This is a genomic window from Pseudomonas neuropathica (assembly GCF_051174785.1).
Classification (GTDB): Bacteria; Pseudomonadota; Gammaproteobacteria; order Pseudomonadales; family Pseudomonadaceae; genus Aquipseudomonas; species Aquipseudomonas neuropathica_A.
Genome location: NZ_CP195111.1, coordinates 6,225,894 through 6,250,648 on the forward strand (window position 1 = coordinate 6,225,894; position 24,755 = coordinate 6,250,648).

The following is a 24,755-nucleotide window of genomic DNA, read 5'->3' on the forward strand; positions in this document are numbered from 1 at the left end:
CCATTGTCGAAGATGCATGGATTGAAGACATTTTCTACGCAATGGAGAAAGCACATGACAAGTATTCAAACAGCGGCGTCAGGGTCACCAGTGGGTATTTTGGTTGCGCCTACTCCGGAGTTACCGGATGGGCGCGGTCCAGCCAATAACATTATTCCGATAGCCGCGATCCCTGTGGGCGGCCCGTTGACACTTATGGTCAAGACTAATGTGTGGTTGAACCCCCACAACGCGGATCAGATCGCCCTTGATGTCACGCGAACCCAACCTCCGCCCAATCCGTTGCCGGCGGACTTCACGCGGCTGCCCCGGGTAAGGCTCGGTGACCTGGCCACCCGCCCTGTAGATTTTCCGATCACAGTGCCTACAGAATATCTGGGCGAAGATGCAACCCCTGACGGACCTACGCCGATCTGGGTTCGTAGCGTGCTGTATGAGCGTGGGCTCAACCCGCTGACCGGTGCTGTAATGCAGTTTTTTATCGACCGTACCGGTGCCTGGCAGGCGAAACCTGCACAAACAGGTACAAATCCCGGGCAGACCCCTGGCGCCAGAACAATTCCACCAGCCGCGTTTCCAAATGCCCCCGGCGATCTCGATGACACATGGGCGAACCTGCCAGGTAACTCAGGGGGATTGCAGGTAGAAATTGATACCAGCTACGCCAACTTTCAGCCGGATGACACGTTGACCCTGTACGTGGCAGGAGTACGTACCAACCCTCCGCAAGTGCCGCCTTTTTTTAACGGGCCAATGCCCACCGATGGCAAGCTGTCCATCCCGACCGCAGAGCTGCGCAAGGTAACGAGCGGCCGGGCGTTCATCTGGTTCATTATTACTGATGCTGCTGGCAACCAGAGCGCATGGGGCGTGTATTTCAGAAACGTACGTTTTCTGCCACTTCCTAAATTGGGCGTAATTACCGTCCCGGCAAACGAAGATGGTCTGATCGATTTAAAAGATGCGCGTGCAGGTGTGAAGGTAAAAGTCAGCCGCTTGGTAGATACAATCGGCACCGATGGAGTGAGCCTGACGTACGGCACTCAACCAGCCCAGGATCTCCCATTCAATGCACTCACGGAGCTGGAGTTCACCATTCCGTGGTCGAGTCTGAGCAAACAATACTTTGATAATCAGACGGGAACGAATTTTGAGTTGGACGTGGTCGTCAAAGCTGACTTGATGCGTGGCGGTTTATCGATCGACAGTGGAACAATAACTGTAAAAACAGATTTCTCGACGCATCCGCCTTATACCGTCGACCCGACGAACCCGCCCCCTGAGGTTAATCCCGAGTTCCGCAAACTGATTGTCCGCGGCCAGGCCCCTGTCACGGACAACGTGCTCGGCCCTCATGACGTCGATCAAACAGCCATAGCTCACATCGATGTATCGCCGCTCACAGCCGGGACGACATTTCCCGAACCCGAAGCGGGCGATCTGGTCACTCTGAAGTATCTCGGGAATCAAGGCGAAATTATCGTTAATTCAATGCCAATGACTACATCGAATATCAATACAGTCATTGAGATAGATTTGCCATATACCGTTGTCGGTCCGGGTGGTATTGGGCCTAAAGAGGCTTGGTGGATATATGAAAACCCGGCTCGAAATAATACTCAAGAGGCGGAAAAAGAGACGGTAACTGTCAACACTGTAGTCATCGTCCTCGATAAACCGGTATTCCAACGTCCACCGACCGATGGCACCGAATATCCAAACATCATTTGCGAGAGTTTGACGGGGGATGATCACGTTGCGAGGTTCAAGATCCAGCCGAATGATCATTTCACCGACGGGATGGACATCACATTCAATTGGAAAGGCTGGCATGACGACGCTTATACCGTAGATGCACCGGCCAATACCGTGTTTAGTGAGACTCGTGCTATCACCGCGGGAGAACTAACGGCTGGTATGTTATGGGAAGTTCCGTATACACCGAATATTCGCAATCTTCCTCGTCCTCCTGATACCCCACCTGATCCAGCCGAGTTTTATGCGGGTTATGTGAAAATCTGGTACTCCACACCGACTGTGCCTACATCGAAAGTTGAAGAAATGGTTATTTACTTGCTCAACGGTGACTTCAAGTACTGCGAGTCGGAACCGGGTTGGGATCCTGCGCTTGCTCCTTAATCGGCAATCCTTGTTATTGCATTGCCGGGAGAGTGAAGTTCTCCCGGCAATGCAACCTCGTTGACGAATAAAAATGTACGTTGCATCACGATTTTCGACGATTAAACCCACTAACAAAGAGGATTATTCCTACAGAGATGGTTCGGGCTTGCAGGTATCCTCTGGCCCCCTCAACCACGGGTGACTGATGGGGCTTGATTATCTGAGCCGTCGTTTTTCCGTCCCGATTAAACTCAAAGAGAAGTTAATATGACGATTGAAAAAAGACTGGGACCAACAGTTTTAAAAATGACTGGCACGCTCTCGTACGCGGCAGTGCTAGTTGCGTTCTCGGAGGTGTCTTTTTCGCGAAATCTCAATCCTGGCGAGGTCGAAACCGTATCCGTCGGTGCTACGCCAGAGGCCTGGTTCATCCCTGCCACTGCCACGCTCAACATCAATGGTGGTGATGCGCTTAACATCGTTGTCGGCGGTGGGACGTTAAACGCGATTTCCGCCAACACTTCACAGATTGAAGCCTCCGCAGATGCCCTCGTGACTCTGGATGGGGCGACGGTGACCGGTAGCAATTTTGACACGGCGCTGAGCTTGACTGACAGCTCGGCAGTGGTGTCCGGCAGTACGCTGTCCAGCGATGGCAGAGCAATGTTGCTTGCGCGCGACCTGAACATACCCGTTGGCTCAACAGCGACCGTTACTCGCAGTACGCTGACAGGAGGTTTCTCGGGTGCAGCGGTGACATCCCTCAGTACCTTGAATCTGGTGGACAGCCGGGTCGAAGGGACCGACGCAGATGGTGTTGGCCTCGAGCTTTATGGCGGCAACGCCAACATCAGTGCAGACAGCCGGGTCATCGGAGAACTGAACGGCATCATCTTCGGCGAGGACACCGTTTTGAACCCGAGCGATGTCACCGCACAGAGCGTATTGAAGGTTGATGGATCAACCGTGCAGGGCCGCACCGGCGCAGCGATCAAAGTCGATTTTGCGACGCCGGACGATCAACCGGTATTGATCGAAATAGCTAACCGTTCGAACCTGATCGGCGGCAACGGCAATATCCTCGAAGTCATCGATGGCGCAGCGGCGCGATTTCAGGTCGACAACAGCCAGTTGACGGGCAATGTGGACGTTGCTGACGGTGGAACCGCCGCCGTTTTCTTGCAAAACAATGCCAGCCTTGACGGCAATTTGCTCAACGTTGACTCTGTTTCGCTCGATACCCGAAGCATACTCACCGGTAACATTCAGGGCTCCGGGACTGGTGTCGTGGCGCTGGACAACGACTCGATCCTGCACGGCTCGGTTACCGGCGTCAGTACTATGTCCATCGGGCGTGGCGCTGAATGGAACCTGGTTGGCAACAATTCGTTATCGAATATTGAAATGCAGGGCGGGAACGTGAGATTCGGCACGCCCGCCGAGTTCGTCCGCCTGGACGTTGCCAACTTGTCAGGCACTGGCCGGTTTTTTTTGGATGCTGACGTGTCCACCGGTGAAACCGACTTTCTCAATGTCACGGAATCAGCCAGTGGCCGTCATGAGCTGGTGGTCGGTGCAAGCGCCAGCGAACCTGTCACTGGTGCACCCGTTCAAGTGGCTAACATCGCTGGCGGGGATGCTCAGTTCGATCTGAGAAACGGTCAGGTTGATCTTGGTGCTTTGGCGTACAAACTGGTGCGAGAGGGCGAAGGTATTTTCCTGCGAACGGATGGGACAACGCCGAGCACAGGTTCACAAACAGCATTGGCTATTGCCGGTACCGCACCGACGGTTATCTATTCGGAAATGACCACTCTCAATACCCGCCTCGGCGACCGTCGCATGGCCGGCACTCAACCCCGGTCGCGATCGGTTGCTGCACTGGACTCAAATAATCAAAACGCGACATCCGGCCTGTGGATACGGACACATGCCAATCAGGACAACGTCAAGAATGCCTACGGTGATGGTTATAAACAAAATCAGACTGGCGTCTCGTTGGGGGTGGATACGCCACTACCGATAGGTGATGGCCAATGGTTGATCGGAGTTTTTGGTGGATACAGCACCACTCGCCTTAACCTTGCCCGTGGCAGCGCCGGCACGATCGACAGCACCTATGGCGGGATGTATCTGTCGTGGTACGACGAAATGACCGGGTACTACGTGGATACCGTTGGCAAAATCAACCGTTTTAGTAATGACGTCAAAGTCACCTTGAGCGATGACACTCGAACAAAGGGAGACTTCGATAATCTCGGCATCAGTGGAACCGTCGAAGTGGGTAAGCATATCGTCTTGAACCGAGGTTACTTCATCGAGCCCTCTGCTCAGGTTGGTGTCGCGACTGTGAAAGGCAAAGACTATAAGTTGGACAATGGTCTGCAGGTAGACAGCAACGAGACCCGCTCATTGCTCGGCAAGGTCGGAATGACAGTTGGCCGCGAGGTGGTGCTGAACAATGGCGGCAAACTGCAACCCAGGCTGCACGCGGCGGTAAGTCATGAATTCGTCAACAACAATCGTGTCAGCGTGAATGACACTGACTTCAACAACGATTTGTCCAGCACCAGTCTTGAGCTGACCGCTGGCCTGAACTGGGTGCCAGCCAATAACAAATGGCAGATGTATGGTGAGATAGGGACTAGCAGGGGCAGCAAAGCTGACCAGGAGCTGGGAGGGAGTGTCGGGTTGAGCTTCAATTTCTGATCGCATCAGCATTAAAAAAGGAAGCTTCGCAGCTTCCTTTTTCCGTAGTCATCAAGCGTTTTTTCTTTTGCTCAGGTCGGCGTCAGCGACAAACTCCCCTGTGATCGGGAATTCTTCGTTGCCGTTCTCTCCACCATGGTCAAAGGTGCCGGACCAGGTGCCACTCAGTGTTTTTTCAATGTCGTCATATCTCACTGTCAGGCTCCCGCTCACAGAGACGTGCAGGTCACCCGTCGCGGGATTGGAATAGTAGGTGCTTCTGACATCATCGCTATCTTTGGACAGGTCATATGTCATCGATTGGGGTTTGGAAGGGAACACAAAATCAATCGTTCGCGTCACACCATGCTCCGTGTATCCAGCGGACAGGACGTAACGCGTGCCTTCCGGGTAGGGCTTCGGCCCGAAGGTAGGCGCAGAGGTAGATCGAAACTCCATGAATTGAGGGATTTTGACAAACCTGTAGCGTGGATTGGCATCGCCGTTGATCGTGGCCGACAAATAGGTATGCGCTGAAGCTGGAAAGATTGTCGCGTAGGCACGGGCTGCATAGCTCATGAGTTTTATCTCCATACAATATGGTGGGGGACATCCAAAGACTGACCCGTCCTACTTCTGGATGTTGTATGGAAGCCTGAATACAGTACACCTGTAAACTGTCAGTGTTGACAGTTTACAGGTGTACTTTTTTGTGATCTTTGAACGGCAGGAACATGCCGTGTTTTTCAGCCGAACAATCCTGCTGCAATGTTGATCGAAAAACCCAGAATTGCAGTGTTGAACACAAATCCGATCAACGATTGCGCCAGCACGATCTTGCGGATATCCCGCGTCGCAACACCCACATCCGACGTTTGCACAGCCACCCCGATGGTGAACGAGAAGTACAGAAAGTCCCAATAATTGGGGGTAGTAAGTCCTTCGGAGAATCGCAGTGCCGGCTCCTTTCCATCCCAGGTGTAAAACAACCTCGCGTAGTGCACGCAGAAAATCACCCCGATCAGCAGCCATGAACCGATCACAGTCAGCGCGGTAAAACCGTAGTGCATGAGCTTGCGCGTGGTTTCCAGATCCTTGCTGCCCGCCAGTTCGAAGGTGATGGTCGCCAGACTGGCCAGCGCGGCGATGCTCACCACGAACAGCACCAGTCCGGCGTTTTCGTCTTCGACTTCAGCGATGCGTTTGACGTCCGGAGCCTTGGCACGCACGGTCAGCCAGAACATCAAAATCAAATAAGTCCAGACACCGGCGTTCCAGCCGATGAGGATTTTGCTGACGATGGAATCGGCGGGGGCCAACAGGCCGGTGGCGAGGCCGAACAGGGCGGCGGCAGACAGGCGAGGGTGGGTGCGGGCGAGGAAGCGCATGGGGACTCGATGGGCCAGGGTGGTTCAGACACCTTAGCCCAGCGATGACAGGTGTGACCACAACGCTGGATGTTTGCAAAATTCCTGTGGGAACGAGCCTGCTCGCGAAGGCGTCGGTAGATTCAACATAGATGTTGGCAGACCGGACGCTTTCGCGAGCAGGCTCGCTCCCACAATTGCTATCAGTGGGGTTTGGTGAAGCGTTGTACGAGCTTCATAACGACCACGAAGAAGACAGGCACAAAAATCACTGCCAGCGTGGCGGTGATCATCCCGCCGATCACCCCGGTGCCGATTGCTTGCTGACTCGCCGAGCTTGCGCCAGTGGCAATCGCGAGGGGCACCACACCGAGAATGAACGCCAGCGAAGTCATCACAATCGGCCGCAGACGCAGGCGGGCTGCCTGCAACGTTGCATCGATCAGGTCGTGACCTTCGTCATACAGGCTCTTGGCGAACTCGATGATCAGGATCGCGTTCTTCGCCGACAATCCGATGATGGTAATCAGACCAACCTTGAAGAACACATCGTTGGGCATGCCGCGCAACGTCACGGCCAGCACCGCGCCGAGCACGCCCAGCGGCACCACCAGCAACACCGACGTTGGAATCGACCAACTCTCGTACAGCGCCGCCAGACACAGGAACACCACCAATAGCGACAAACCGAGCAGGATCGGCGCCTGGTTGCCAGACAAACGTTCCTGCAAAGACAGGCCGGTCCATTCCTGCCCAAGGCCTTTCGGGCCCTGCGCTACCAGACGTTCGATTTCCGCCATGGCCTCACCGGTACTGTGCCCCGCTGACGGTTCGCCGGAAATCGCGATCGCCGGGTAACCGTTATAACGGGTCAACTGCGCCGGACCCTGAATCCAGTTGGCCTGCACGAACGCCGAGAGCGGCACCATGTGCCCGGTGTTGTTGCGTACGTGCATTTTCAGCAGATCGGCGACCTGGCTGCGTTGATCGCCTTCGGCTTGCACGACAACGCGCTGCATGCGCCCCTGATTGGGGAAGTCGTTGATGTAGCTGGAACCCACCGCAGTGGACAGCACGTTGCCAATATCGGAAAACGAAACACCCAAGGCATTGGCCTGTTTGCGGTCAACGATCAATTGCACTTGCGGCGCTTCGGCCAGCGCGCTTTCGCGCACGTTCATCAGTACCGGACTTTTTTCGGCGGCCGCGAGCAATTCGGTGCGCGCCTGCATCAAGGTCGCATGGCCGAGGCCGCCGCGATCCTGCAAGCGGAATTCGAAACCGCTCGACGTGCCGAGACCATCCACGGGCGGTGGCAGCACCGAGAACGCTATGGCGTCCTTGATCTCGCTCAGCGCGATGTTGGCGCGATCGGCAATCGAGCTGGCGGCATCATCGCTGCTGCGCTGCGACCAGTCCTTCAGTGTCGAGAACGTCAGCGCCGCGTTCTGGCCGCTACCGGAGAAGCTGAAACCGAGGATCACCACCGTGTCACTGATCCCCGGCTCGCCGGCGTTATGCGCCTCAAGCTGTTCAGCCACGGCCACCGTACGGTTCTTGGTCGCACCGGGCGGCAGTTGAATATCCGTGATGGTGTAGCCCTGATCTTCCACCGGCAGGAACGAGGAGGGCAGGCGTGCGAAGCACAGCCCCAACCCGACCAGCAGCACAGCGTAGATCAACAGGTAACGGCCGCTGCGTTTCAGCGCATAGCCGACCCAGCCCTGATAACGATCGGTCAGGCGCTCGAAGCGGCGGTTGAACCAGCCGAAAAACCCGGACTTTTCATGATGCTCACCTTTGGCAATCGGCTTGAGCAGCGTCGCGCACAGTGCCGGCGTCAGGGTCAGGGCGAGGAACGCCGAGAACAGAATCGACGTTGCCATCGACAGCGAGAACTGCTGGTAAATCACCCCGACCGAGCCTTGCATGAACGCCATCGGAATAAACACTGCGACCAGCACCAGGGTGATGCCAATAATCGCGCCGGTAATCTGCGTCATCGCCTTGCGCGTGGCTTCCTTGGGCGAAAGGCCCTCGGTGGCCATGATCCGTTCGACGTTCTCCACCACCACGATGGCGTCGTCGACCAGAATACCGATGGCCAATACCATGCCGAACATGGTCAGCACGTTGATCGAGAAACCCAGCGCGAGCATGGTCGCGAAAGTGCCCATCAGTGCCACTGGCACCACCAGCGTCGGGATCAGCGTATAGCGCACGTTCTGCAGGAACAGGAACATTACCGCGAACACCAGCAGCATCGCTTCGCCCAAGGTGTAAACCACTTTGGTGATGGAGACTTTGACGAACGGCGAGGTGTCGTACGGAATCTTGTATTCAACGCCCGCCGGGAAGTAGCGCGCCAGTTCATCCATCTTCGCCCGCACCAAGGTCGCGGTGTTCAGCGCGTTGGCCCCCGGCGACAACTGTACGCCGACGGCGGTGGACGGCTTGCCGTTGAGGCGCGTGCCGAATTGGTATTCCTGACTGCCGATCTCGACCCGAGCAACATCACCGATGCGCACTGTAGAGCCGTCGCGATTGGCCTTGAGCACAATGTCGGCGAACTCTTGCGGTGTCGACAACTGACCCTTCACCAGAATGGTCGCGGTGATTTCCTGGCTGGACGGATTGGGCAGATCGCCGATGCTGCCGGCGGAGACCTGAGCGTTCTGCGCCACGATGGCTTCATTGACGTCAGCCGGTGTCAGGTTGAACGCGATCAGCTTCTGCGGATCGATCCAGATGCGCATGGCCCGTTCGGCGCCATACAACTGCGCCTTGCCGACGCCCTCCAGACGCTTGATCTCGTTCATCACGTTACGCGCCAGATAATCACTGAGCGCAACGTCATCGAGCTTGCCGTCACTGGAGGTCAGGGTGATCAGCAAGAGAAAACCGGACGAGACTTTTTCGACCTGCAAACCTTGCTGATTGACCGCTTGCGGCAGGCGCGACTCGACCACCTTGAGGCGGTTTTGCACGTCGACCTGCGCCAGTTCCGGATTGGTGCCCGGCTGGAACGTGGCTTTGATCGTCGCGCTGCCAAGGCTGCTTTGCGATTCGAAGTACAGCAAGTGATCGGCGCCGTTGAGCTCTTCCTCGATCAGGCTGACCACGCTTTCATCGACGGTCTGCGCCGAGGCGCCCGGGTACACGGCGTAGATCTCGATCTGCGGCGGGGCGACGTCGGGATACTGCGCGACCGGCAACTGCGGGATGGCCAGCGCACCGGCCAACAGGATGAACAGCGCGACGACCCAGGCAAACACCGGGCGGTCGATAAAGAACTGCGGCATAGAAAAGCGTCCTGCTTACTGACCAGAGGTCTGGGCAAGTGGAAGAGGGGTATCGTCGATCTGCACGGTTTCGCCGGGACGGGCATGTTGCAGGCCTTCGATGACGATGCGGTCGCCGGGCTTGAGGCCGCCGGTGACGATCCAGCGATTGTTCTGCACCGCGCCCAATTGCACCGGTTGTTCGGCGACACGCATCTGTTCGTCGACGGTCAGCACCTGGGCAATACCGGCGCTGTCACGCTGCACGGCGCGTTGCGGCACGGTGATGCCGTTCTGGATCGTTGCCTGCTCCAGACGTACGCGAATGAAACTGCCGGGCAGCAAGTCGAGATCCGGATTGGGGAATTCGCTGCGCAGGATGATCTGGCCGGTGCCAGGATCGACGGTGATGTCGCTGAAGAGCAATTTGCCCGGCAGCGGATACAGGCTGCCGTCATCCTGAATCAATGTGGCTTTGACCTGATCCTGTCCGACTTCCTGCAACTGCCCGGAACGAAACGCGCGACGCAATTCGTTGAGTTCCCGAGTCGATTGGGTGAGGTCGGCGTGAATCGGGTTGAGCTGCTGAATCAGTGCCAGCGGCGTGGTTTCGTTCTGCCCGACCAATGCGCCTTCGGTCACCAGCGCACGGCCAACACGCCCGGAGATCGGCGCAGTGACGGTGGCGTAACCCAGATTCAGTTTCGCCCGTTCGACGGCCGCCTTGTTGGCTGCAACGTCAGCGGCGGTCTGTCGGGCATTGGCGCGGGCGTTGTCGTAGTCCTGAGCGCTGATGGCCTTGTCGCCGATCAACTGGGCGTAACGCTGCTCCTGCAGTTTCGCCTGGAAGGCATTGGCTTCGGCCTTGCGCAGCGCGGCTTCGGCGCTGTCGAGGTCAGCCTTGAACGGTGCCGGGTCGATGCGAAACAGCACGTCGCCCTTTTTCACGTCGCTGCCTTCGCGGAAGGTGCGCTGCAAGACCACGCCGGCCACCCGTGCCCGTACTTCGGCAATCCGTGGCGCGGCGATGCGGCCGCTGAGTTCGCTGCTGATCGTCAGGGGATGCGCTTCGATCGTCTCGATGCGCACCGTGGCCGGTGGTGCCTGATCCTCGGCTTTCGAGGACGAATCACAGGCGCTCAGTGTCAGCGCCATGGTGATCAGGCCGAGCCCGGCCAGCAGTTTGTTCGACATGTACAACCCCCAATATTGATGTCCGCATCCTACGGGCAGACGCCGAGATTAGCGGTGAAGCTTTGTAGGCGCTGTGTGAAATTGTGTAAGGGTTTTGCTCAGGGATGGGCGAGGGCGTATATCCTTCAGGTCTTGAAATTTATTGCGACAGATAGATAGCTTTCGCGAGCAGGCTCGCTCCCACAAGGAATCGCATTCCCAGTGTGGGAGCGAGCCTGCTCGCGAATGGGCCGTATCGGTCGCCACAGCACTTTCTGGATCACCCATGCCCAACATCCTCCTGGTCGAAGACGACACCGCCCTCGCCGAACTGATTTCCAGCTACCTGGAACGCAACGGTTATTCCGTCAGCGTGATCGGCCGTGGTGACCACGTGCGTGAACGGGCGCGGGTCAATCCGCCGGATCTGGTGATCCTCGACCTGATGCTCCCGGGACTCGACGGCCTGCAAGTCTGCCGTTTGTTGCGCGCCGATTCGGCGACGCTGCCGATCCTGATGCTCACCGCCCGCGACGACAGTCACGATCAGGTACTGGGCCTGGAAATGGGTGCCGACGATTACGTCACCAAACCTTGCGAACCGCGCGTGTTGCTGGCGCGGGTACGCACGCTGTTGCGCCGCAGCAGCCTCGGTGAACCGCTCACCGCCAATGACCGCATCCTGATGGGCAATCTGTGCATTGACCTGTCCGAGCGCACCGTCACCTGGCGCGATCAACCGGTCGAGTTGTCCAGCGGCGAATACAACTTGCTGGTGGTGCTGGCCCGACATGCCGGCGAAGTGTTGAGCCGCGACCAGATCCTGCAGCGTCTGCGCGGGATCGAATTCAACGGCACCGATCGCTCGGTGGACGTGGCGATCTCCAAGCTGCGCCGCAAGTTCGACGACCATGCGGGCGAGGCGCGCAAGATCAAGACCGTGTGGGGCAAGGGTTATCTGTTCAGCCGCTCCGAGTGGGAATGCTGAGCTGATGTTCCGCATCCTGTTTCGCCTTTATCTGGTGACGATCATCTCGTACAGCGCGGCGATCTATCTGGTGCCGGATCTGGTGGTCATGGCCTTCCGGGATCGCTTCGTTACTTACAACCTCGACTATTCACGCGGTCTGCAATCGCTGATCACCCGCCAGTTTCACGCCGTGCCGCAGGCGCAGTGGCCGGCGCTGGCGGCGTCGATGGACAAGGACTTCCAGCCGCTGCACATCCTTCTGGCGCGGATCGACGATGCTCAATTCACCGCCATCGAGCAGGAACGCCTGCGGCGGGGTGAAAACGTTGTGCGTATCGGCGATTGGGGCTGGCGCACGCTGGCGGTGACGCCGCTGGACGACATCTCGGCGGTGCAAATGGTCGTGCCGCCGGATCCGCTGGACGTCAATCTGTTGTACTGGAGCATTAACGTACTGATCGGCGCGAGCCTGCTCGCGTGCCTGCTGATGTGGCTGCGTCCGCACTGGCGTGATCTGGAACGGCTCAAAGGCACCGCCGAACGCTTTGGCAAGGGCCATTTGAGCGAGCGCACGGAAATCGCCCCGAGTTCCAATATCGGCAGCCTCGCCAATGTCTTCGACACCATGGCTGGCGATATCGAAAACCTGCTCAATCAGCAACGCGATCTGCTTAACGCCGTGTCCCATGAATTGCGTACACCACTGACTCGTCTGGACTTTGGCCTGGCGCTGGCACTGTCCGATGACTTGCCGACCGCCAGCCGCGAGCGCTTGCTGGGACTGGTCGCGCACATTCGCGAGCTGGATGAGCTGGTGCTGGAGTTGCTTTCCTACAGCCGCTTGCAGAATCCGGCGCAACTGCCGGAGCAGGTCGAGGTGTCGCTGGACGAGTTCATCGACAGTATTCTGGGCAGTGTCGATGAAGAGCTGGAATCCCCAGAGATCGTTATTGATGTGTTGCTGCACGGTCAGCTCGAACGCTTCTCGCTCGATCCGCGCCTGACCGCGCGGGCGATCCAGAACCTGCTGCGTAACGCCATGCGCTATTGCGAGAAACGCATTCAGATTGGCGTGCAGGTCAATGCCGAGGGCTGTGAGATCTGGGTCGATGATGACGGCATCGGCATTCCCGATGACGAGCGTGAGCGGATTTTCGAGCCGTTTTATCGACTCGATCGCAGTCGGGATCGGGCTACGGGTGGGTTTGGACTTGGCTTGGCGATCAGCCGTCGGGCGCTGGAAGCGCAGGGTGGTACGTTGACTGTAGAGTCTTCTCCATTGGGCGGGGCACGCTTTCGTTTGTGGTTGCCCACCACTGTCTAGCCTGCGAAGAACTCCGTGTAGGAGCGAGCCTGCTCGCGAAAGCGCCGGATCAGTCGCCATCTTCAGCGCTGGTTGTCCGCGATTTAGAGACGGCGAAGGCCTGCAGCTTTTTTACACTTTCAGCAGTTGTGAACGCAGCAGTCCCGCATGTTGCTCAAGTTCTGCCGCCGAGTTACGTCCGATCAACATCCACGCATGTTCACGTTCAGTCCAATACACCACATTCATCTCATGCCGACGCTCGTGCGCCAGCGGTTGACTGCCGCTGTTCGAGCGGGTCACACACAGTGCCAATGGCCCGTGCTTGGCATCCAGATAAACGATCTGCGCAATCGGCACGCCGTCGTATTCGAGCATCTGCGCCCGTTTGAACTCGGCACCCGGCAGCTTCAAAGTCGCTGGCGAAAGGTTCAGCCCAAGGCGTGCATCAATCGTGCGCAATTGCGCGCGTTGGGAAGCTTCGTCGGTGGGCAGATGATCAAGGGTTAGCGGCACGTACAGCGCCATATAATCGCCCACCAAGGCGCGCCAGTTGTTCGATCGCGCAGCATGCCAGCCGAGGAACAAGCGGTCGGCCAACACGCCACCGACCACCAACGCTGCGGCGGCGCCAGCGATAAACCAGCGTCGGTTGAAGCCCGGACGCTGCGGCGAAGGAATGGCATCCAGCCGCGCTTGCAGACGATCCAGCGGCGCCTGTTGCGCCAGTTCGTCATAAGCCTTCTTGTACGGCAGATTGCTGCGGCTGAGCCATTGCACGCGCAGACTGAGCAACGAGTCTTCGGCAATGGCGCTGTCGAGTTGATGGCGATATTCCTGCTCGAGTTCTCCGTCGAGGTAGGCGACCAGTTGTTCATCCGAAGGGGTGTTCATGATCGGTCTCCTTCGGTGGACTTCGGCACGGCTTGCAACGGCGGGTATTCGGCAAGCTTCAGGCGGGCGGTGGCCAGACGACTCATGACCGTGCCGATCGGCACTTGCAGGATCTCGGCGACTTCGCGGTAGGACAAGCCTTCGACATACGCCAGATATACGGTTTCGCGCTGGGTCTCAGGCAGCGCGTCGACGCGGCGGATCACTTGCGCGGCCATCACATGCGTCTGCGCGGTGTACTCACCATCGAACGCCAGTTGGCCATCGGCATCGACCTGACCTGCGCCCTGACGCACGCGCCGAGCACGCACTTCGTTGAGCCAGATCGAATGCAGAATGCTTAGCAACCAGCGATCCATGCGCGTGCCGGCCACGTATTGAGCCGAACGTTCCAACGCGCGGACACACGTCGCCTGCACCAGATCCTCGGCCACATGCCGATTGCGCGACAGCAGCAAACCGTAGCGCCACAATCGCGCCAGATGCTGTCCGAGTTCTGCTCTGAATGCCTGATCGTTGACGATGATGGCGGCCCTTATAAGTGCTCAGGTTTTCGATGAATCGTTGATGGCTTCGGCCAAATCCTGGTATTCCTCGCAGGACATACCGCAAATCGATTTGATCTGCTGCAACTGTTCCTGCGCCAGATCGACGCGACCTTTGATCACATAGGCCTCGCCCAGGTATTCGCGCACTTGCGCGTACTGCGGATCGAGCTGCACTGATTGCAGGTAATAACCGATGCCTTCGTCGGTGCGCCCCAGTTTGCGCGTGGCGTATCCGCGATAGTTGAGCGCCTTGGCGGTGTTCGGTTGCTTCAGCGTATCGAGCAGCGCCAGCGCTTCTTCGTAACGACCGGCCTTGGCGAGGCGCCAGGCGTAATCGGTACGGTCGGCATCCGAAAGTGCTTTGCTGACTTGCAGCACACACTTCTGCGTTTTGCTGTCCCAGACCTGGCCTTTCGGGCATTCGGGCTTCTGCACTTCTTCTTCATCACCATTGGCCAAGGCCAACTGGCTGGCCATCGCCGCGACCAGCAGCAACGGGGCGGCGAACATAACGGAACGGATAGTCATGGGCAAGGCTCCACAGGGGGTTATGTTTCACTTTGAACACCACAGCATGAATTTTTATTCATTGCTTTATCAGTGACTGTTCAAGTTCAGCGTAAATTCAAGCGCTATGCTCGGGAGCGTCTGCCGTCGATCCGATGTTTTGCCGTAAGGAGCGTTGCCATGACCGACCACGTCCACCACTCAGCCGCTGCCGGCTACAAAAGCGCTGCCGACACCTACGTCAAAGGCCGGCCGGACTATCCGCCGCAAGTCAGTCAATGGTTGACCGCGACGCTGGGCCTGGATGGGCACAAGACCGTGATCGATCTGGGCGCCGGTACCGGCAAGTTCACCGGGCGGCTGGTGGCGACCGGTGCGCAAGTGATCGCGGTTGAGCCAGTGGCGCAGATGCTGGAGAAACTCTCTGACGCCTGGCCCGATGTACTGGCCGTGAGCGGCACGGCGACTGATCTGCCGTTGCCGGACGCTTCAGTCGATGTGGTGATTTGTGCGCAAGCGTTTCACTGGTTCGCCAGTGCCGAGGCGCTGACTGAAATCGCCCGGGTACTCAAACCCGGCGGCAAGTTGGGGCTGATCTGGAACCTGCGCGACACCCAGGTCGGTTGGGTGCCGAAACTGGACGCCATCGTTAATGCGCTGGAAGGTGACACGCCGCGCTATTACACCGGCGCCTGGCGCGAGGCCTTTCCGCACCCGGCGTTCGCGCCTCTGCAGGTTAAACGGTTTCACCACGGCCATACTGGTTCGCCCGAACACGTGATCTTCAACCGTGTGCGCTCGACCAGTTTCATCGCCGCGCTGCCGGAGGCGCAGCGGGCGAAGGTTGATGTGCAGATTGGTGCATTGATTGCCGCAGAGCCGGAACTGCGCGGCAGGGACGTGGTGACAGTGCCGTATGAAACGGCGGCGTATGTCGCGGTGAGGCTGGGGTGAGGAAGCCGCGCTGTGAGAGGCGTTCGTCTGCCCGGATAGCGCGTTATTCCTTGGCCGGGGTTCCAGGCAGGTCTTTTGTCAAACCGCTGAATTTGAACTCGCCTTTCGTGACAATAACGGTCTGCTCTCCATTTTGGAGTTTGCCTGTAAACTCAATACGACCCTCCAGGCGTGGATCTTTGTCTGACGGCACAACGTCCAGAGTCATCAGGCCTGTCGTTGAAAAGTACGTAACAAAATCAGCAAACGTGCCAACAGCATAGCTTGCTCGATATTTACGGTCGTTGGCGTCCAACTCATGCTGGCCTACGGTGGCGACCTCAGGGACGTAAACACTCAGCCAAACATTTTTGACGCCAGGCCACTCATCCGACGGGATGAATTGCTTGCCGAGTCCTTGCCAATATTCGCCAAGATCGGCTTGAAATCCTTTGGTCAGAGTCACTTCGTCCGATTGGAATAGTGGGCGCGCTCCCTTTTCTGTTTCAGCATAAAAGTCCCCTATTGTGCTTTTCTCGAAATCACTCATCGCCAATGCTCCTGATGTATGAACTCAGTGGGAGCAAGCTCCCGGTGAGGACTCAAGTTACTGCATCAGGATGTGCCGCATAACTGTCACAGTTGACAGTTGACAAGCTAACACCAACCCCTGTGGGAGCGAGCCTGCTCGCGAAGGCAATCGGACCGACGCTGAATAATCCGGATCAATTCCCCCGAGCCAGATCTACCGCCTTCCTGTTGCGCTCGCGAACCCCACGTACTACCAGATACAACAATGGCCCAATGGAGACAAAAATTGCGGTCAGCAACATGTATGGCACCACCGACCAAACCGACTGCCCACGCGACCGCGCATCCTTGACCATCCACACGCCGGCCAGCGTGGCCAGCAGATACAGATCAATCACCACCTGCGCGGTATCTGGCCGCGACATCAGGCTGATCCCAAAATCGATCAACGACTGTTCAGCCTGGAGCATCACCGAAACGGTGTAACCGCTAAACGCGAGCAAAGCCGTGAGGGGCAGGGCGATAGCCATCATGCAATCCTTCCTTGGTGTGATGAGAGAGTCGCCAGACTAACGCCGCCGCGCAAAATTGGCCATTGACTTGCCAGTAGCGCGCAGGCTAATTTCCAGTCCATGACTTCGACTGTATCGCGTTGCCAGCCAATGATTATTACCGCCATTCCTCATTTGGCGGGCTAGCTCACGACTGCAGCACCCAACCCGCCCTAGAGGCGGGTTTTCACTTTCTGTCTCCGGGGTTTTGAAAAACTGTCAGGAGACGACCATGCCGCACAGCCCCGACCAGCAAACCCTGCTTGAACACTATGTGAAAAAGATCCTCGCCGCGCCGGTGTACGACATCGCGGTGCGCACGCCGTTGCAAGCGGCGCCGGCGCTGTCGGAGGCGCTGGGCAACCGGATTCTGCTCAAGCGTGAAGACCTGCAACCGACGTTCTCCTTCAAGATCCGTGGCGCCTACAACAAACTGGTGCAACTCAGTGACGAGCAAAAGGCGCGCGGAGTGATCACTGCATCGGCCGGCAATCACGCACAAGGTGTGGCGTTGGCAGCACGCGAGTTGGGGATTGCGGCGACCATCGTCATGCCGGCGACGACGCCAGAATTGAAAGTGCTGGGTGTGCGCAGTCGCGGTGCTGAAGCGTTGCTAAACGGCGAGAGTTTCCCGTTCGCGCTGGCTCACGCGCTGCAACTGGCGGAACAGACTGGACGCACCTTCGTGTCTCCATTCGATGACCCGGAAGTGATCGCCGGGCAGGGCACCGTGGCCATGGAAATCCTCCGCCAGCATCAAGGTGCACTGGATGCGATTTTTATCCCGGTGGGCGGTGGTGGTCTGATCGCCGGCATCGCCGCGTACGTCAAATACCTGCGCCCGGAAGTGCGGATCATCGGCGTCGAATCCGAACACTCAGCGTGCCTGAAGGCCGCGCTCGAAGCCGATCAGCGCGTCGTGCTGCCCAATGTCGGGACGTTCGCCGATGGCGTGGCGGTAGCGCAGATCGGCGCGTTCGGATTTGAGGTCTGCCGCTTTTGCGTCGACGAAGTGATCACCGTCAGCAACGACGACCTCTGCGCAGCGATCAAGAATATCTACGACGATACCCGCTCGATCACCGAACCTTCCGGCGCCCTGGCCGTTGCCGGGATCAAGCAATACGTAGGGCGAACCGGGGTGCGTGAGCAGACATTCGTGGCGATCGATTCAGGTGCCAATATCAACTTCGACAGCCTGCGCCATGTCGCCGAGCGCGCCGCAGTCTGCAGCGTCTCGGCGTGATGAAGCTTACGGCAGTAAAGGGCGCAGGAAGCTGCGCTCGTAGCTGACGATAAACTTCTTCTCGACCAGGCTGGCCACCAGTGCGGTGCTTTCCGGATCGGTCATCGCGATGTGCCGATAGCTCTCGTAATCCGCCAGTGACAGAAAACTGAACAGGCAATAAGCGATGTTGCTCGCGCCTTCGGACGGCAAAAAGTAGCCGTGATGCGTGCCGCCCAAGCGCTCGACGATGCCGAGCCAGGCCTTGGCGTAGGCCTCGAACTCGGGCAATTGGTACGGATCAATGACATATCGCACGTGGCAGGTAATCAAACGACGCACTCCTTGCTCGGGTTATTCCTGCAGGGCTGCACCGACTTTGTCTGACGCCGACCAGATGCGATAACGCACTTCGACATCCGACGGCGCATACACCACGACCGGCAACTTGCTGTTGTACCGCAGCATGAAGCCGTCACCGACGACCGGCACGAACGCGCGTTTCTTCTGGCTGCCGGGCGGGCAGGCCATCATCGTGCTCATCGGCCCGATGACTTTTTCCAGGCGATAGAACGGATAACCCCAGCCTTCAAGATTCTTCTCATCGAGAACGCCGCCCAAACGCTGGCGGTTGCAGTCCACTTCAAGGGTTTTGCCAGCGAGGATTTCCACCTGAAAGTTCTCTTCCTGCTCTTGCTTGGGCAAGTGAATAACCTGGCGGGTGAACCCGGCTTCTGCCTTCGGGTACGGCGCGACGTCTTCAAGCTTGGCGGCGTGGGCGAGGGTGGACAGGCTGGCGATGAACAAGCCGGTGGTCGCGTAGACGCGTAAAGAACCCATGGAAGCCTCCGTGCGGGTGTAGGGTGGATAACGGGCATTCTTACCGTCATGGGCCGTGATTGCAAACCAGCGTCGAGTTGCAAATTGCAGTACCCGCCGAGGCCATTCTTGCAATTTGCAAGTAGCCAAATACTGGCACCGCCGCCAAGTGCTTGATTTCATGAGGGTGAAAATGAACCGATGAAAGGCACGCTTTATGCGTCTTTTCAGTGCGGCGCACCGGCCTTGGGCGCCTACACTCCAATGGGCATTTCGCAGTACCACCGCTTGTCGCACCAGGGAAACAGCGGGGACACACCCGTGCAGGGGCAGCAACGGTCAGCGTGAATACTTGATTGGCATCTCACAGTAAGGAGAGGGTTTCGCCATGTTTCTGTCTGCCTTGGAACTACGCAATATCATTGAAAGCAGTTTTCTGCCGAAACGCTGCCAGTGCACGCTGTCGCCGGACTTGTCGATGACCGTCAAGGTCTTCGGCGATCACCAGACCGATCAGGTCGATCTGCTGGTCAGTGGTATCGACGCCAGCCACCTCAATGGCTGTCGTGAAATCAACGAACTGATCGCCGGGCTGCGATCGGATCTGAACCAGCAAACTGTGCAACATCACTACAGCCCACGCTCCAGAGTCGTCTAACGCACCGTTTCACCCAGTTCGACCGTCACGCGCCGGGCCTGCACAAAACCAAGGCCCAGCGCGAACTCGACCAGCACCGCGAGCAAAATCCCGGGGCCGGCATGACCGTTCAGCCATTCCGCAAAACCCAGCACCGCCAAACCAAAACAACCGACGATAAATCCGTTGCTCAGCGCATTGCGCCCCAGCGACGGTGGTGCGTTGCGCACCAGATAAAACATCACCCCCAACGCCGCAAACAGCACCGCACTGCGCCGCGCGACAAACCCGGCAGCGTCGGAATACTCGATGCTCCAGATCGCCAGCAGCCTTTCCGGGAAAACGCCCCAGGCCAACGCCAGCAAAAAACACAACGAACAAGTGAAGCCCGACAACGTGCGAAACGACAACTGCATGGCGAATCCTTGCGGCAGTGAGGAGGGCTCCGAGCATAACCGCCGAAACTCCCCACGCCTACCGCAAACCCGCAAATCAGACGTTTCTGTCAGTTCTGGAAGTTGCACGCGTCAGACAATTTCCGGTAGCTGATTTCCTCAGGCTTACCGGCGTTGTCGATGTACTTCATATCGGCCGTGACCACCTTGCACAGTTGCGTTGGCGGCTCGGTCAACGACACCACTTTGGCCACATGCAGCGGCATACCGTACTCATACGGCACGGCTTTGGACGTGGCAGAGGTGTCATTGGCCTGGGCCAGCCCGGCAAACGCGGTGCAGGCGAGGGCGGTGGTGAGCAATAAAGGATGAATGTTCATGAAAGGACTCCCGTGTGGCGGTGCTAACGTTCGGCGTGATGCACCCGAACCTGCCGCACTGGGCAACAGCCAGAATGGCTGAGGGCGTGCGGTTCAGTAGAGTTTTTGACCACGGCGTTAAGGGATGGTTAACCGGGCTGAACGCCGGCTGTCAGGGAGTGCGGTGGTTTTCTTTGGAAGGTTTGGCGAATTCCTACAAAGGCTGGTGCCTTGTCTGCTTTCGGCGGGTGGAGCGGGACGGTTATTGTCGGTTGCCGCTGCAAAATCAGTGGTTCGGGTTTGGTCACCTGAGAAAAGTTCATTGCATATGTGCCATCATTTGCACCGCTCGGATTACCTAATCCGTGGAGTGCATTGCAGTGGCGGCTGTGTGCAGGACGCCTTCGGGCGAGCTGAGTTTTGAACTGTTCTCGGTTGACCAAGCCTGTACACGGCCGCCTCCCACCGTTTGGTCACGGCTATGGCGGTTACCCTCTAATACAGTTGAGTAATCAAAATGCCAATAATTAAACCGCTTCAAAACCGCTATCTCCCCCTCAGCAGCAACGTCACTGAAACCCCGACGCTGCTCATCGACACCCAAGCCAACCCAAAAGACATCCTCGAAGCCGCCGTCCAGCGCATCCGCGCCGCCGCCGACCTGCTCGAAACCCTGCATTGCCTGTGCTTCAAGCACGCCGACGTGCAAGACATTCCACACATCACCCATGCGCTTTACCTGCTGACGCAGGATGGCAATGATTTGCTGCAGGTGGCGCAGCAGCAGATGTTGAGTTGGAAGGCGCCGGTTTGATGAGAAATTGAAAGGACTCAGCCACGGGGCGGAGTGAGAAACGACCCGTGTTTCAGCGTGGTAAGGATTCCGTTGAGTGAGGACGCGGATCCAGCACCGTCGATGCCCACTCCAACTCGATACGATTGTTCGGCAGAAAATAGACATGCAACGTGTCATCGCCACGGTTGCGTGAAGGCAAGTGCACTTGCACTTCGTGTCTTTCGATCTTCATCCCCAGATCCTCTTGAGCTTTAGACATGCTCAGAACCCATGCAACTTTAGCGGTGTTGCCATCGATGCTCCAACAACAGGTCACGCCTCCGTTACCGCCCCAGTGACCATTTACCCAATAGCTGCCGATGGGACGATCAGTGTAGTTGTGGGATGTAAGGGCAGCCCCGGGCGTACGAACACGGTCATGAATTAGAGATGTCACAAAAGCGGCCAGCAGCACTGTCGCGCAGATCAATATCTTCGAGCGACTGGACATGGGCGTCTGACTGAATCGCATATTCTTACTGCGCCTCACTGCTTTCCGAAACAGCTTTGGTTGGTCGGGATTCAAATGGGCTAAACAAGTCAGGACTCCATTTCAGCTCAACGATATTTCCAGGCAGAAAACGCACGTGTAGATAACGATCAGTACGTTTTTGTAGAGGTAGAGGCAATGTTACCTCATGCTCTTCTTCCCTCATTCCTTGCTTGAACTGATCTTCTGTAATGCTAACCACCCACGAGACACGAACTGCCTCCCCCTCAACTCTCTGGCAGCACATGATTCCGCCATCGCCCAATGCGGCCATATTGCCGCCCCAAAAATCATTTACCCAAAAACTGAAAATTGGGCGGTCTGTGTGATTTTCTGACGTCAGCATTGCGCCGGGCGTACGAAATAGATCAATGATTTTTGGGGTGGCGTAGCTAAGCAGCAAGACCAGTATAGCCAGGGCTATTCGCCTTCTTCTCCATATTCGTTTTCGACGTGCGTCCGCAGCAATATCTATCACGCGCATAAGGTCCAAAGCAGAGAGTTGTACTTATATTCTACGGCTGGATTCTGTTTTGAGAATGACAATGCCGATCAGTTAAGGACCGGTCGTACTCGGTTCAGAATCAATGGGCTGATCAAGTTAGAACTCCATTTCAGCTGAACTGCGTTTCCGGGTAAAAAACGAACGTGCAGATAATCATCGCCTCGTGCTCGGTGAGGTAGAGGCACGTTTAACTCGTGATATTCTTTCTGCACACCTTTCCTTAGCTGATCGCCAGTTCGGCCGAGAGTCCAGGTAACCCGAACCGATTTCCCTTCGATTTTCCTGCAACAAACAATCCCTCCGCCGCCCATTGCAGAAAGATTGCCACCCCCCAAAATCATTTACTGAAAAGAAAGAAATTGGGCGATCCGTGTAATTCGATGACGTCAGCATGGCACCAGGGGTACGTAGTAGCTCCAGAATTTTCGGGGTGGCGTAGCAAAATAGTAAAGCCACCACACTAAGAACTATTTTTCGTCATCGCCAGCTTTTTCTGAGGTGTGTATCTTTCAAAATATCGATCATGTAGCCTTCGGGTTCCTGGCTTGAGATCTAGAAACTTAGTGTTTTAGATGACGCTTAATTATTCCTTGCTTGAATTTTTAATTTTTCAACCATTTTATCTGCCAAGTTTCTCTGGAAAGAAGGAGAGCGGTGGGTGAGTGGTTTTCCATTCCTCGGCGACAGCTTTTGAGCTTTCTATCTGTTGAGATGTCATTTTGCTCCCAATTTCTTCGAGAGTATCTTGAACGAAATCTTGAATAGCGCCTCCACCGTCCAGCTCTTTCAGCAGACTAATCAGTGCATAACCTTTAACAAGGTCGAGGGGATAACCAACTTGGTCAGGCGCATGGGCAATGTAAGAGCCATAACTGCTAATTGCTTTTTGATCGCCCGTTTCAGCTGCTGCCTGAAGCCAATGGCGCACCCCTTCAAGATCGCCTTTCTTATACAGGATCTCTATGTATTCCATCATTGCTCTTGGGTTGCCGCCTTCAGAGGCCGCTTTCAGCCATTTGCTGATGGCCTCATCACGTTTTCCAGGTATAAGAAAAAATCCCTCACCTTGTCGATCACCGACGGCCATCCAATATTGCGCGAGCGCATAACCTGCGTTTGCAGATTTTTCCAACCAACTACGATCGGAAGTTATTTCATACATTAAATACAAAGACTCAGGGGTGTCTGTGCTTGATGCTGTTTTTTTAGCCTGAATCAACCAATCGGCGCTTGATTTTTTACTCGCGGGACAATTGGTCATTTTTCTGCAGAGGTCATCGTTTTGGCGGCCTAGCTGAATCATGGCAAATATAGATCCATTATCCGCAGCGGTTTCGTACCATTGCTGCGATTCAGCAGTCATGTACCGGCTTCGCTTTCGAAGTGCCTCGGCAAAGTAATACTGTGAATTCACATTTCCCGAGTCGGCCTCTTTTTTTAGTTCGCGAATCGCCAAGTCTAGTTTTAGCTGGTTGTATAACACCACTCCCAGGGTTGATTCATTTGTTTGCGAATGTGCTGAGCTGTTTGCAGAAAGAGCGGCGATCAGCATTGCTAAAATAATTCTAAATGCTCGCACTGCTATTAATAACCTAGCTTGTCAGGGTAAAATGAGAGAGGCGGGTGGTTGGCCTTCCACGTTTTTGCGAGCTCTTTTGCTTTTTCTATTTGCTCTTTTGACATGTTTTTTTCTATGCTGGGTAATGTGTCATTGACGTCTCGTACTACATTGCCTCCACCATTAAGTTCCAGCAGGTTTGAAAGTAAAGCATATGATTTTATTGGGTCGAATGCGAAACCGTATTTTGAGTTTTCTTCGCCTATGTAGGATGCATATCCAAATACACCTTCTACGTAGCTTGAGTCAGCTGCTTTTTCGTTCCAGTTTCTGAACGAGGCTAAATCATTTTTTTCGATCATGATGGCGGCTAACCCCATCATTGCAAGTGGATAACCATTTTCAGCAGACGCCTTCATCCATCGTTCGGTAGCTTGGTTGCGTCTCGAGGGAAGTAAAAATGAACCACTTCCTTCTTGGTACTTCGTCGCCAGACGGAACTGCGCAAATGCGAATCCGTTCTCTGCTGATTTCTCCAACCAGTCATCGTTGCCTGTCATTTCATATAACAGATACATTGATTCGCTATCTCCCTGCGTTGCTCGTTGAATTGCAAGGCTTTTAGCTTTAATTACCCAACTGCTAGGAGAGTCTTCACCTTGTGGGCAGTTTTTCATAGTTGAACACAAGTCGTCTTCAATTCTACCAAGGCGAATCATAGAGTAGATATTCCCCTTTTTTGCGGAGCTTTCGTATGCTTTTTTAGCTTCCGGAGTCATGTGGCGGTTATTTTTTCTTAAAGCTTCGCCCAGATAGTACTGCGCCTCATCATCTCCGCCGTCAGCGGCGGTTTTCAAAAAAACGATCGCAGAAATGGCCTTGTATTGGTTGTAGAGTTTTATCCCCTCGTTTTTTGATTTTTGTTGTTGGGTGGAGAGTTCGGAATGTGCATGTTTGCTAAACAGTATGCATGCAAGCGCCAAGCTTAGAGTCAAAATTTTGAGTGGCTCAAAGTAACTTTGTCTCGCAGTTGAGCTTGGTTTTAATTGTAAAGGCTGATGCAAG

The 24,755-nt window shown here is 56.2% G+C and carries 24 protein-coding genes and 1 pseudogene; 8 read left to right on the forward strand and 17 right to left on the reverse strand.

The features are described 5' to 3' along the window. Positions 1–54 precede the first annotated feature (54 nt). Both ACRRSD_RS27965 and ACRRSD_RS27970 read left to right on the forward strand, forming a co-directional pair. The gene (locus ACRRSD_RS27965; RefSeq protein ID WP_435036453.1) at positions 55–2,139 is read left to right on the forward strand and encodes a hypothetical protein; all 2,085 of its coding nucleotides are present in this window, start codon (positions 55–57) and stop codon (positions 2,137–2,139) included. A 249-nt stretch (positions 2,140–2,388) separates the two neighbouring features. Further along, positions 2,389–4,830, forward strand: a complete 2,442-nt coding sequence (locus ACRRSD_RS27970; protein ID WP_435036454.1) for an autotransporter outer membrane beta-barrel domain-containing protein — start codon at positions 2,389–2,391, stop codon at positions 4,828–4,830. A 51-nt stretch (positions 4,831–4,881) separates the two neighbouring features. Here ACRRSD_RS27970 and ACRRSD_RS27975 read toward each other — a convergent pair whose 3' ends face one another. The 4 genes from ACRRSD_RS27975 to ACRRSD_RS27990 form a co-directional block, all read right to left on the reverse strand. Then, positions 4,882–5,388, reverse strand: a complete 507-nt coding sequence (locus ACRRSD_RS27975) for a hypothetical protein (protein ID WP_435036455.1) — start codon at positions 5,386–5,388, stop codon at positions 4,882–4,884. 167 nt (positions 5,389–5,555) lie between these two features. After that, positions 5,556–6,197, reverse strand: coding sequence for a DUF1345 domain-containing protein (locus ACRRSD_RS27980; RefSeq protein WP_435036456.1), 642 nt, complete (start codon positions 6,195–6,197; stop codon positions 5,556–5,558). Positions 6,198–6,379: 182 nt separating this feature from the next. After that, on the reverse strand, positions 6,380–9,478 hold the full coding sequence (locus tag ACRRSD_RS27985) for a multidrug efflux RND transporter permease subunit (protein ID WP_435036457.1): 3,099 nt from the start codon (positions 9,476–9,478) through the stop codon (positions 6,380–6,382). A gap of 15 nt (positions 9,479–9,493) precedes the next feature. After that, positions 9,494–10,651, reverse strand: coding sequence for an efflux RND transporter periplasmic adaptor subunit (locus ACRRSD_RS27990; RefSeq protein ID WP_435036458.1), 1,158 nt, complete (start codon positions 10,649–10,651; stop codon positions 9,494–9,496). 265 nt (positions 10,652–10,916) lie between these two features. Between ACRRSD_RS27990 and ACRRSD_RS27995 the strand changes: the two genes are divergently transcribed. Together ACRRSD_RS27995 and ACRRSD_RS28000 are read left to right on the forward strand one after the other, a co-directional pair. After that, the gene (locus ACRRSD_RS27995) at positions 10,917–11,618 is read left to right on the forward strand and encodes a response regulator transcription factor (RefSeq protein WP_007912171.1); all 702 of its coding nucleotides are present in this window, start codon (positions 10,917–10,919) and stop codon (positions 11,616–11,618) included. A gap of 4 nt (positions 11,619–11,622) precedes the next feature. Next, the gene (locus tag ACRRSD_RS28000) at positions 11,623–12,924 is read left to right on the forward strand and encodes an ATP-binding protein (protein ID WP_435036459.1); all 1,302 of its coding nucleotides are present in this window, start codon (positions 11,623–11,625) and stop codon (positions 12,922–12,924) included. A 111-nt stretch (positions 12,925–13,035) separates the two neighbouring features. Here the strand turns inward: ACRRSD_RS28000 and ACRRSD_RS28005 are convergent, their stop codons facing one another. From ACRRSD_RS28005 to ACRRSD_RS28015, 3 genes are all read right to left on the reverse strand, one after another. Further along, positions 13,036–13,797, reverse strand: a complete 762-nt coding sequence (locus ACRRSD_RS28005; protein ID WP_435036460.1) for a transcriptional regulator — start codon at positions 13,795–13,797, stop codon at positions 13,036–13,038. After that, a complete protein-coding gene (locus ACRRSD_RS28010; RefSeq protein ID WP_435038556.1) occupies positions 13,794–14,279 on the reverse strand; it encodes an RNA polymerase sigma factor in 486 nt (161 codons plus the stop codon). The genes ACRRSD_RS28005 and ACRRSD_RS28010 overlap by 4 nt, the downstream gene beginning before the upstream one ends. Before the next feature lie 63 nt (positions 14,280–14,342). Further along, entirely contained in the window at positions 14,343–14,873 is a 531-nt protein-coding gene (locus ACRRSD_RS28015; protein WP_435036461.1) for a tetratricopeptide repeat protein, read from the reverse strand. A 159-nt stretch (positions 14,874–15,032) separates the two neighbouring features. Here ACRRSD_RS28015 and ACRRSD_RS28020 point away from each other — a divergent pair, with 159 nt between their 5' ends. After that, positions 15,033–15,806 (forward strand): class I SAM-dependent methyltransferase, encoded by a 774-nt coding sequence (locus tag ACRRSD_RS28020; protein WP_435036462.1) that lies wholly within the window; start codon positions 15,033–15,035, stop codon positions 15,804–15,806. A gap of 43 nt (positions 15,807–15,849) precedes the next feature. Here ACRRSD_RS28020 and ACRRSD_RS28025 read toward each other — a convergent pair whose 3' ends face one another. Both ACRRSD_RS28025 and ACRRSD_RS28030 read right to left on the reverse strand, forming a co-directional pair. Next, positions 15,850–16,335: a hypothetical protein gene (locus ACRRSD_RS28025; RefSeq protein WP_435036463.1), complete on the reverse strand. Its 486-nt coding sequence runs from the start codon at positions 16,333–16,335 to the stop codon at positions 15,850–15,852. A gap of 175 nt (positions 16,336–16,510) precedes the next feature. Beyond that, the gene (locus ACRRSD_RS28030; RefSeq protein WP_435036464.1) at positions 16,511–16,849 is read right to left on the reverse strand and encodes a DUF2834 domain-containing protein; all 339 of its coding nucleotides are present in this window, start codon (positions 16,847–16,849) and stop codon (positions 16,511–16,513) included. Positions 16,850–17,099: 250 nt separating this feature from the next. Here ACRRSD_RS28030 and ilvA point away from each other — a divergent pair. Continuing rightward, a pseudogene (ilvA, locus tag ACRRSD_RS28035) lies at positions 17,100–18,089 on the forward strand (threonine ammonia-lyase, biosynthetic); the annotation flags it as partial. A gap of 30 nt (positions 18,090–18,119) precedes the next feature. Here the strand turns inward: ilvA and ACRRSD_RS28040 are convergent. After that, positions 18,120–18,425: an NIPSNAP family protein gene (locus tag ACRRSD_RS28040; RefSeq protein ID WP_435038557.1), complete on the reverse strand. Its 306-nt coding sequence runs from the start codon at positions 18,423–18,425 to the stop codon at positions 18,120–18,122. Positions 18,426–18,446: 21 nt separating this feature from the next. Beyond that, on the reverse strand, positions 18,447–18,932 hold the full coding sequence (gene eco / locus ACRRSD_RS28045) for a serine protease inhibitor ecotin (RefSeq protein ID WP_435036465.1): 486 nt from the start codon (positions 18,930–18,932) through the stop codon (positions 18,447–18,449). 367 nt (positions 18,933–19,299) lie between these two features. On the opposite strand from eco, the gene ACRRSD_RS28050 reads away from it, so the two are divergent. After that, positions 19,300–19,569, forward strand: coding sequence for a DUF1652 domain-containing protein (locus ACRRSD_RS28050; RefSeq protein ID WP_007912157.1), 270 nt, complete (start codon positions 19,300–19,302; stop codon positions 19,567–19,569). Here ACRRSD_RS28050 and ACRRSD_RS28055 read toward each other — a convergent pair. Together ACRRSD_RS28055 and ACRRSD_RS28060 are read right to left on the reverse strand one after the other, a co-directional pair. Further along, entirely contained in the window at positions 19,566–19,964 is a 399-nt protein-coding gene (locus tag ACRRSD_RS28055; RefSeq protein WP_026000451.1) for a hypothetical protein, read from the reverse strand. The genes ACRRSD_RS28050 and ACRRSD_RS28055 overlap by 4 nt on opposite strands. Positions 19,965–20,053: 89 nt before the next feature. Further along, a complete protein-coding gene (locus ACRRSD_RS28060; protein WP_435036466.1) occupies positions 20,054–20,323 on the reverse strand; it encodes a DUF2790 domain-containing protein in 270 nt (89 codons plus the stop codon). Between the two features lie 496 nt (positions 20,324–20,819). Here ACRRSD_RS28060 and ACRRSD_RS28065 point away from each other — a divergent pair, with 496 nt between their 5' ends. Then, positions 20,820–21,116 (forward strand): hypothetical protein, encoded by a 297-nt coding sequence (locus tag ACRRSD_RS28065; RefSeq protein WP_414894874.1) that lies wholly within the window; start codon positions 20,820–20,822, stop codon positions 21,114–21,116. A 52-nt stretch (positions 21,117–21,168) separates the two neighbouring features. On the opposite strand, the gene ACRRSD_RS28070 is transcribed toward ACRRSD_RS28065, so the two are convergent. The 4 genes from ACRRSD_RS28070 to ACRRSD_RS28085 form a co-directional block, all read right to left on the reverse strand. Beyond that, entirely contained in the window at positions 21,169–21,609 is a 441-nt protein-coding gene (locus tag ACRRSD_RS28070) for a DUF3304 domain-containing protein (RefSeq protein WP_435036467.1), read from the reverse strand. Positions 21,610–21,613: 4 nt separating this feature from the next. After that, on the reverse strand, positions 21,614–22,030 hold the full coding sequence (locus ACRRSD_RS28075) for a DUF3304 domain-containing protein (protein WP_435036468.1): 417 nt from the start codon (positions 22,028–22,030) through the stop codon (positions 21,614–21,616). A gap of 721 nt (positions 22,031–22,751) precedes the next feature. Next, positions 22,752–23,684, reverse strand: coding sequence for a tetratricopeptide repeat protein (locus tag ACRRSD_RS28080; RefSeq protein ID WP_435036469.1), 933 nt, complete (start codon positions 23,682–23,684; stop codon positions 22,752–22,754). A 32-nt stretch (positions 23,685–23,716) separates the two neighbouring features. After that, complete coding sequence (locus tag ACRRSD_RS28085; protein ID WP_435036470.1) at positions 23,717–24,754, reverse strand: tetratricopeptide repeat protein; 1,038 nt, start codon at positions 24,752–24,754, stop codon at positions 23,717–23,719. Position 24,755: the final 1 nt, after the last annotated feature.

Coding starts and splice junctions, on each gene's coding strand:
- ACRRSD_RS27965 (WP_435036453.1), top strand. CDS start 55: ATGACAAGTATTCAAACAGCGGCGTCAGGGTCACCAGTGGGTATTTTG.
- ACRRSD_RS27970 (WP_435036454.1), top strand. CDS start 2,389: ATGACGATTGAAAAAAGACTGGGACCAACAGTTTTAAAAATGACTGGC.
- ACRRSD_RS27975 (WP_435036455.1), bottom strand. CDS start 5,388: ATGAGCTATGCAGCCCGTGCCTACGCGACAATCTTTCCAGCTTCAGCG.
- ACRRSD_RS27980 (WP_435036456.1), bottom strand. CDS start 6,197: ATGCGCTTCCTCGCCCGCACCCACCCTCGCCTGTCTGCCGCCGCCCTG.
- ACRRSD_RS27985 (WP_435036457.1), bottom strand. CDS start 9,478: ATGCCGCAGTTCTTTATCGACCGCCCGGTGTTTGCCTGGGTCGTCGCG.
- ACRRSD_RS27990 (WP_435036458.1), bottom strand. CDS start 10,651: ATGTCGAACAAACTGCTGGCCGGGCTCGGCCTGATCACCATGGCGCTG.
- ACRRSD_RS27995 (WP_007912171.1), top strand. CDS start 10,917: ATGCCCAACATCCTCCTGGTCGAAGACGACACCGCCCTCGCCGAACTG.
- ACRRSD_RS28000 (WP_435036459.1), top strand. CDS start 11,623: ATGTTCCGCATCCTGTTTCGCCTTTATCTGGTGACGATCATCTCGTAC.
- ACRRSD_RS28005 (WP_435036460.1), bottom strand. CDS start 13,797: ATGAACACCCCTTCGGATGAACAACTGGTCGCCTACCTCGACGGAGAA.
- ACRRSD_RS28015 (WP_435036461.1), bottom strand. CDS start 14,873: ATGACTATCCGTTCCGTTATGTTCGCCGCCCCGTTGCTGCTGGTCGCG.
- ACRRSD_RS28020 (WP_435036462.1), top strand. CDS start 15,033: ATGACCGACCACGTCCACCACTCAGCCGCTGCCGGCTACAAAAGCGCT.
- ACRRSD_RS28025 (WP_435036463.1), bottom strand. CDS start 16,335: ATGAGTGATTTCGAGAAAAGCACAATAGGGGACTTTTATGCTGAAACA.
- ACRRSD_RS28030 (WP_435036464.1), bottom strand. CDS start 16,849: ATGATGGCTATCGCCCTGCCCCTCACGGCTTTGCTCGCGTTTAGCGGT.
- eco (WP_435036465.1), bottom strand. CDS start 18,932: ATGGGTTCTTTACGCGTCTACGCGACCACCGGCTTGTTCATCGCCAGC.
- ACRRSD_RS28050 (WP_007912157.1), top strand. CDS start 19,300: ATGTTTCTGTCTGCCTTGGAACTACGCAATATCATTGAAAGCAGTTTT.
- ACRRSD_RS28055 (WP_026000451.1), bottom strand. CDS start 19,964: ATGCAGTTGTCGTTTCGCACGTTGTCGGGCTTCACTTGTTCGTTGTGT.
- ACRRSD_RS28060 (WP_435036466.1), bottom strand. CDS start 20,323: ATGAACATTCATCCTTTATTGCTCACCACCGCCCTCGCCTGCACCGCG.
- ACRRSD_RS28065 (WP_414894874.1), top strand. CDS start 20,820: ATGCCAATAATTAAACCGCTTCAAAACCGCTATCTCCCCCTCAGCAGC.
- ACRRSD_RS28070 (WP_435036467.1), bottom strand. CDS start 21,609: ATGCGATTCAGTCAGACGCCCATGTCCAGTCGCTCGAAGATATTGATC.
- ACRRSD_RS28080 (WP_435036469.1), bottom strand. CDS start 23,684: ATGCTGATCGCCGCTCTTTCTGCAAACAGCTCAGCACATTCGCAAACA.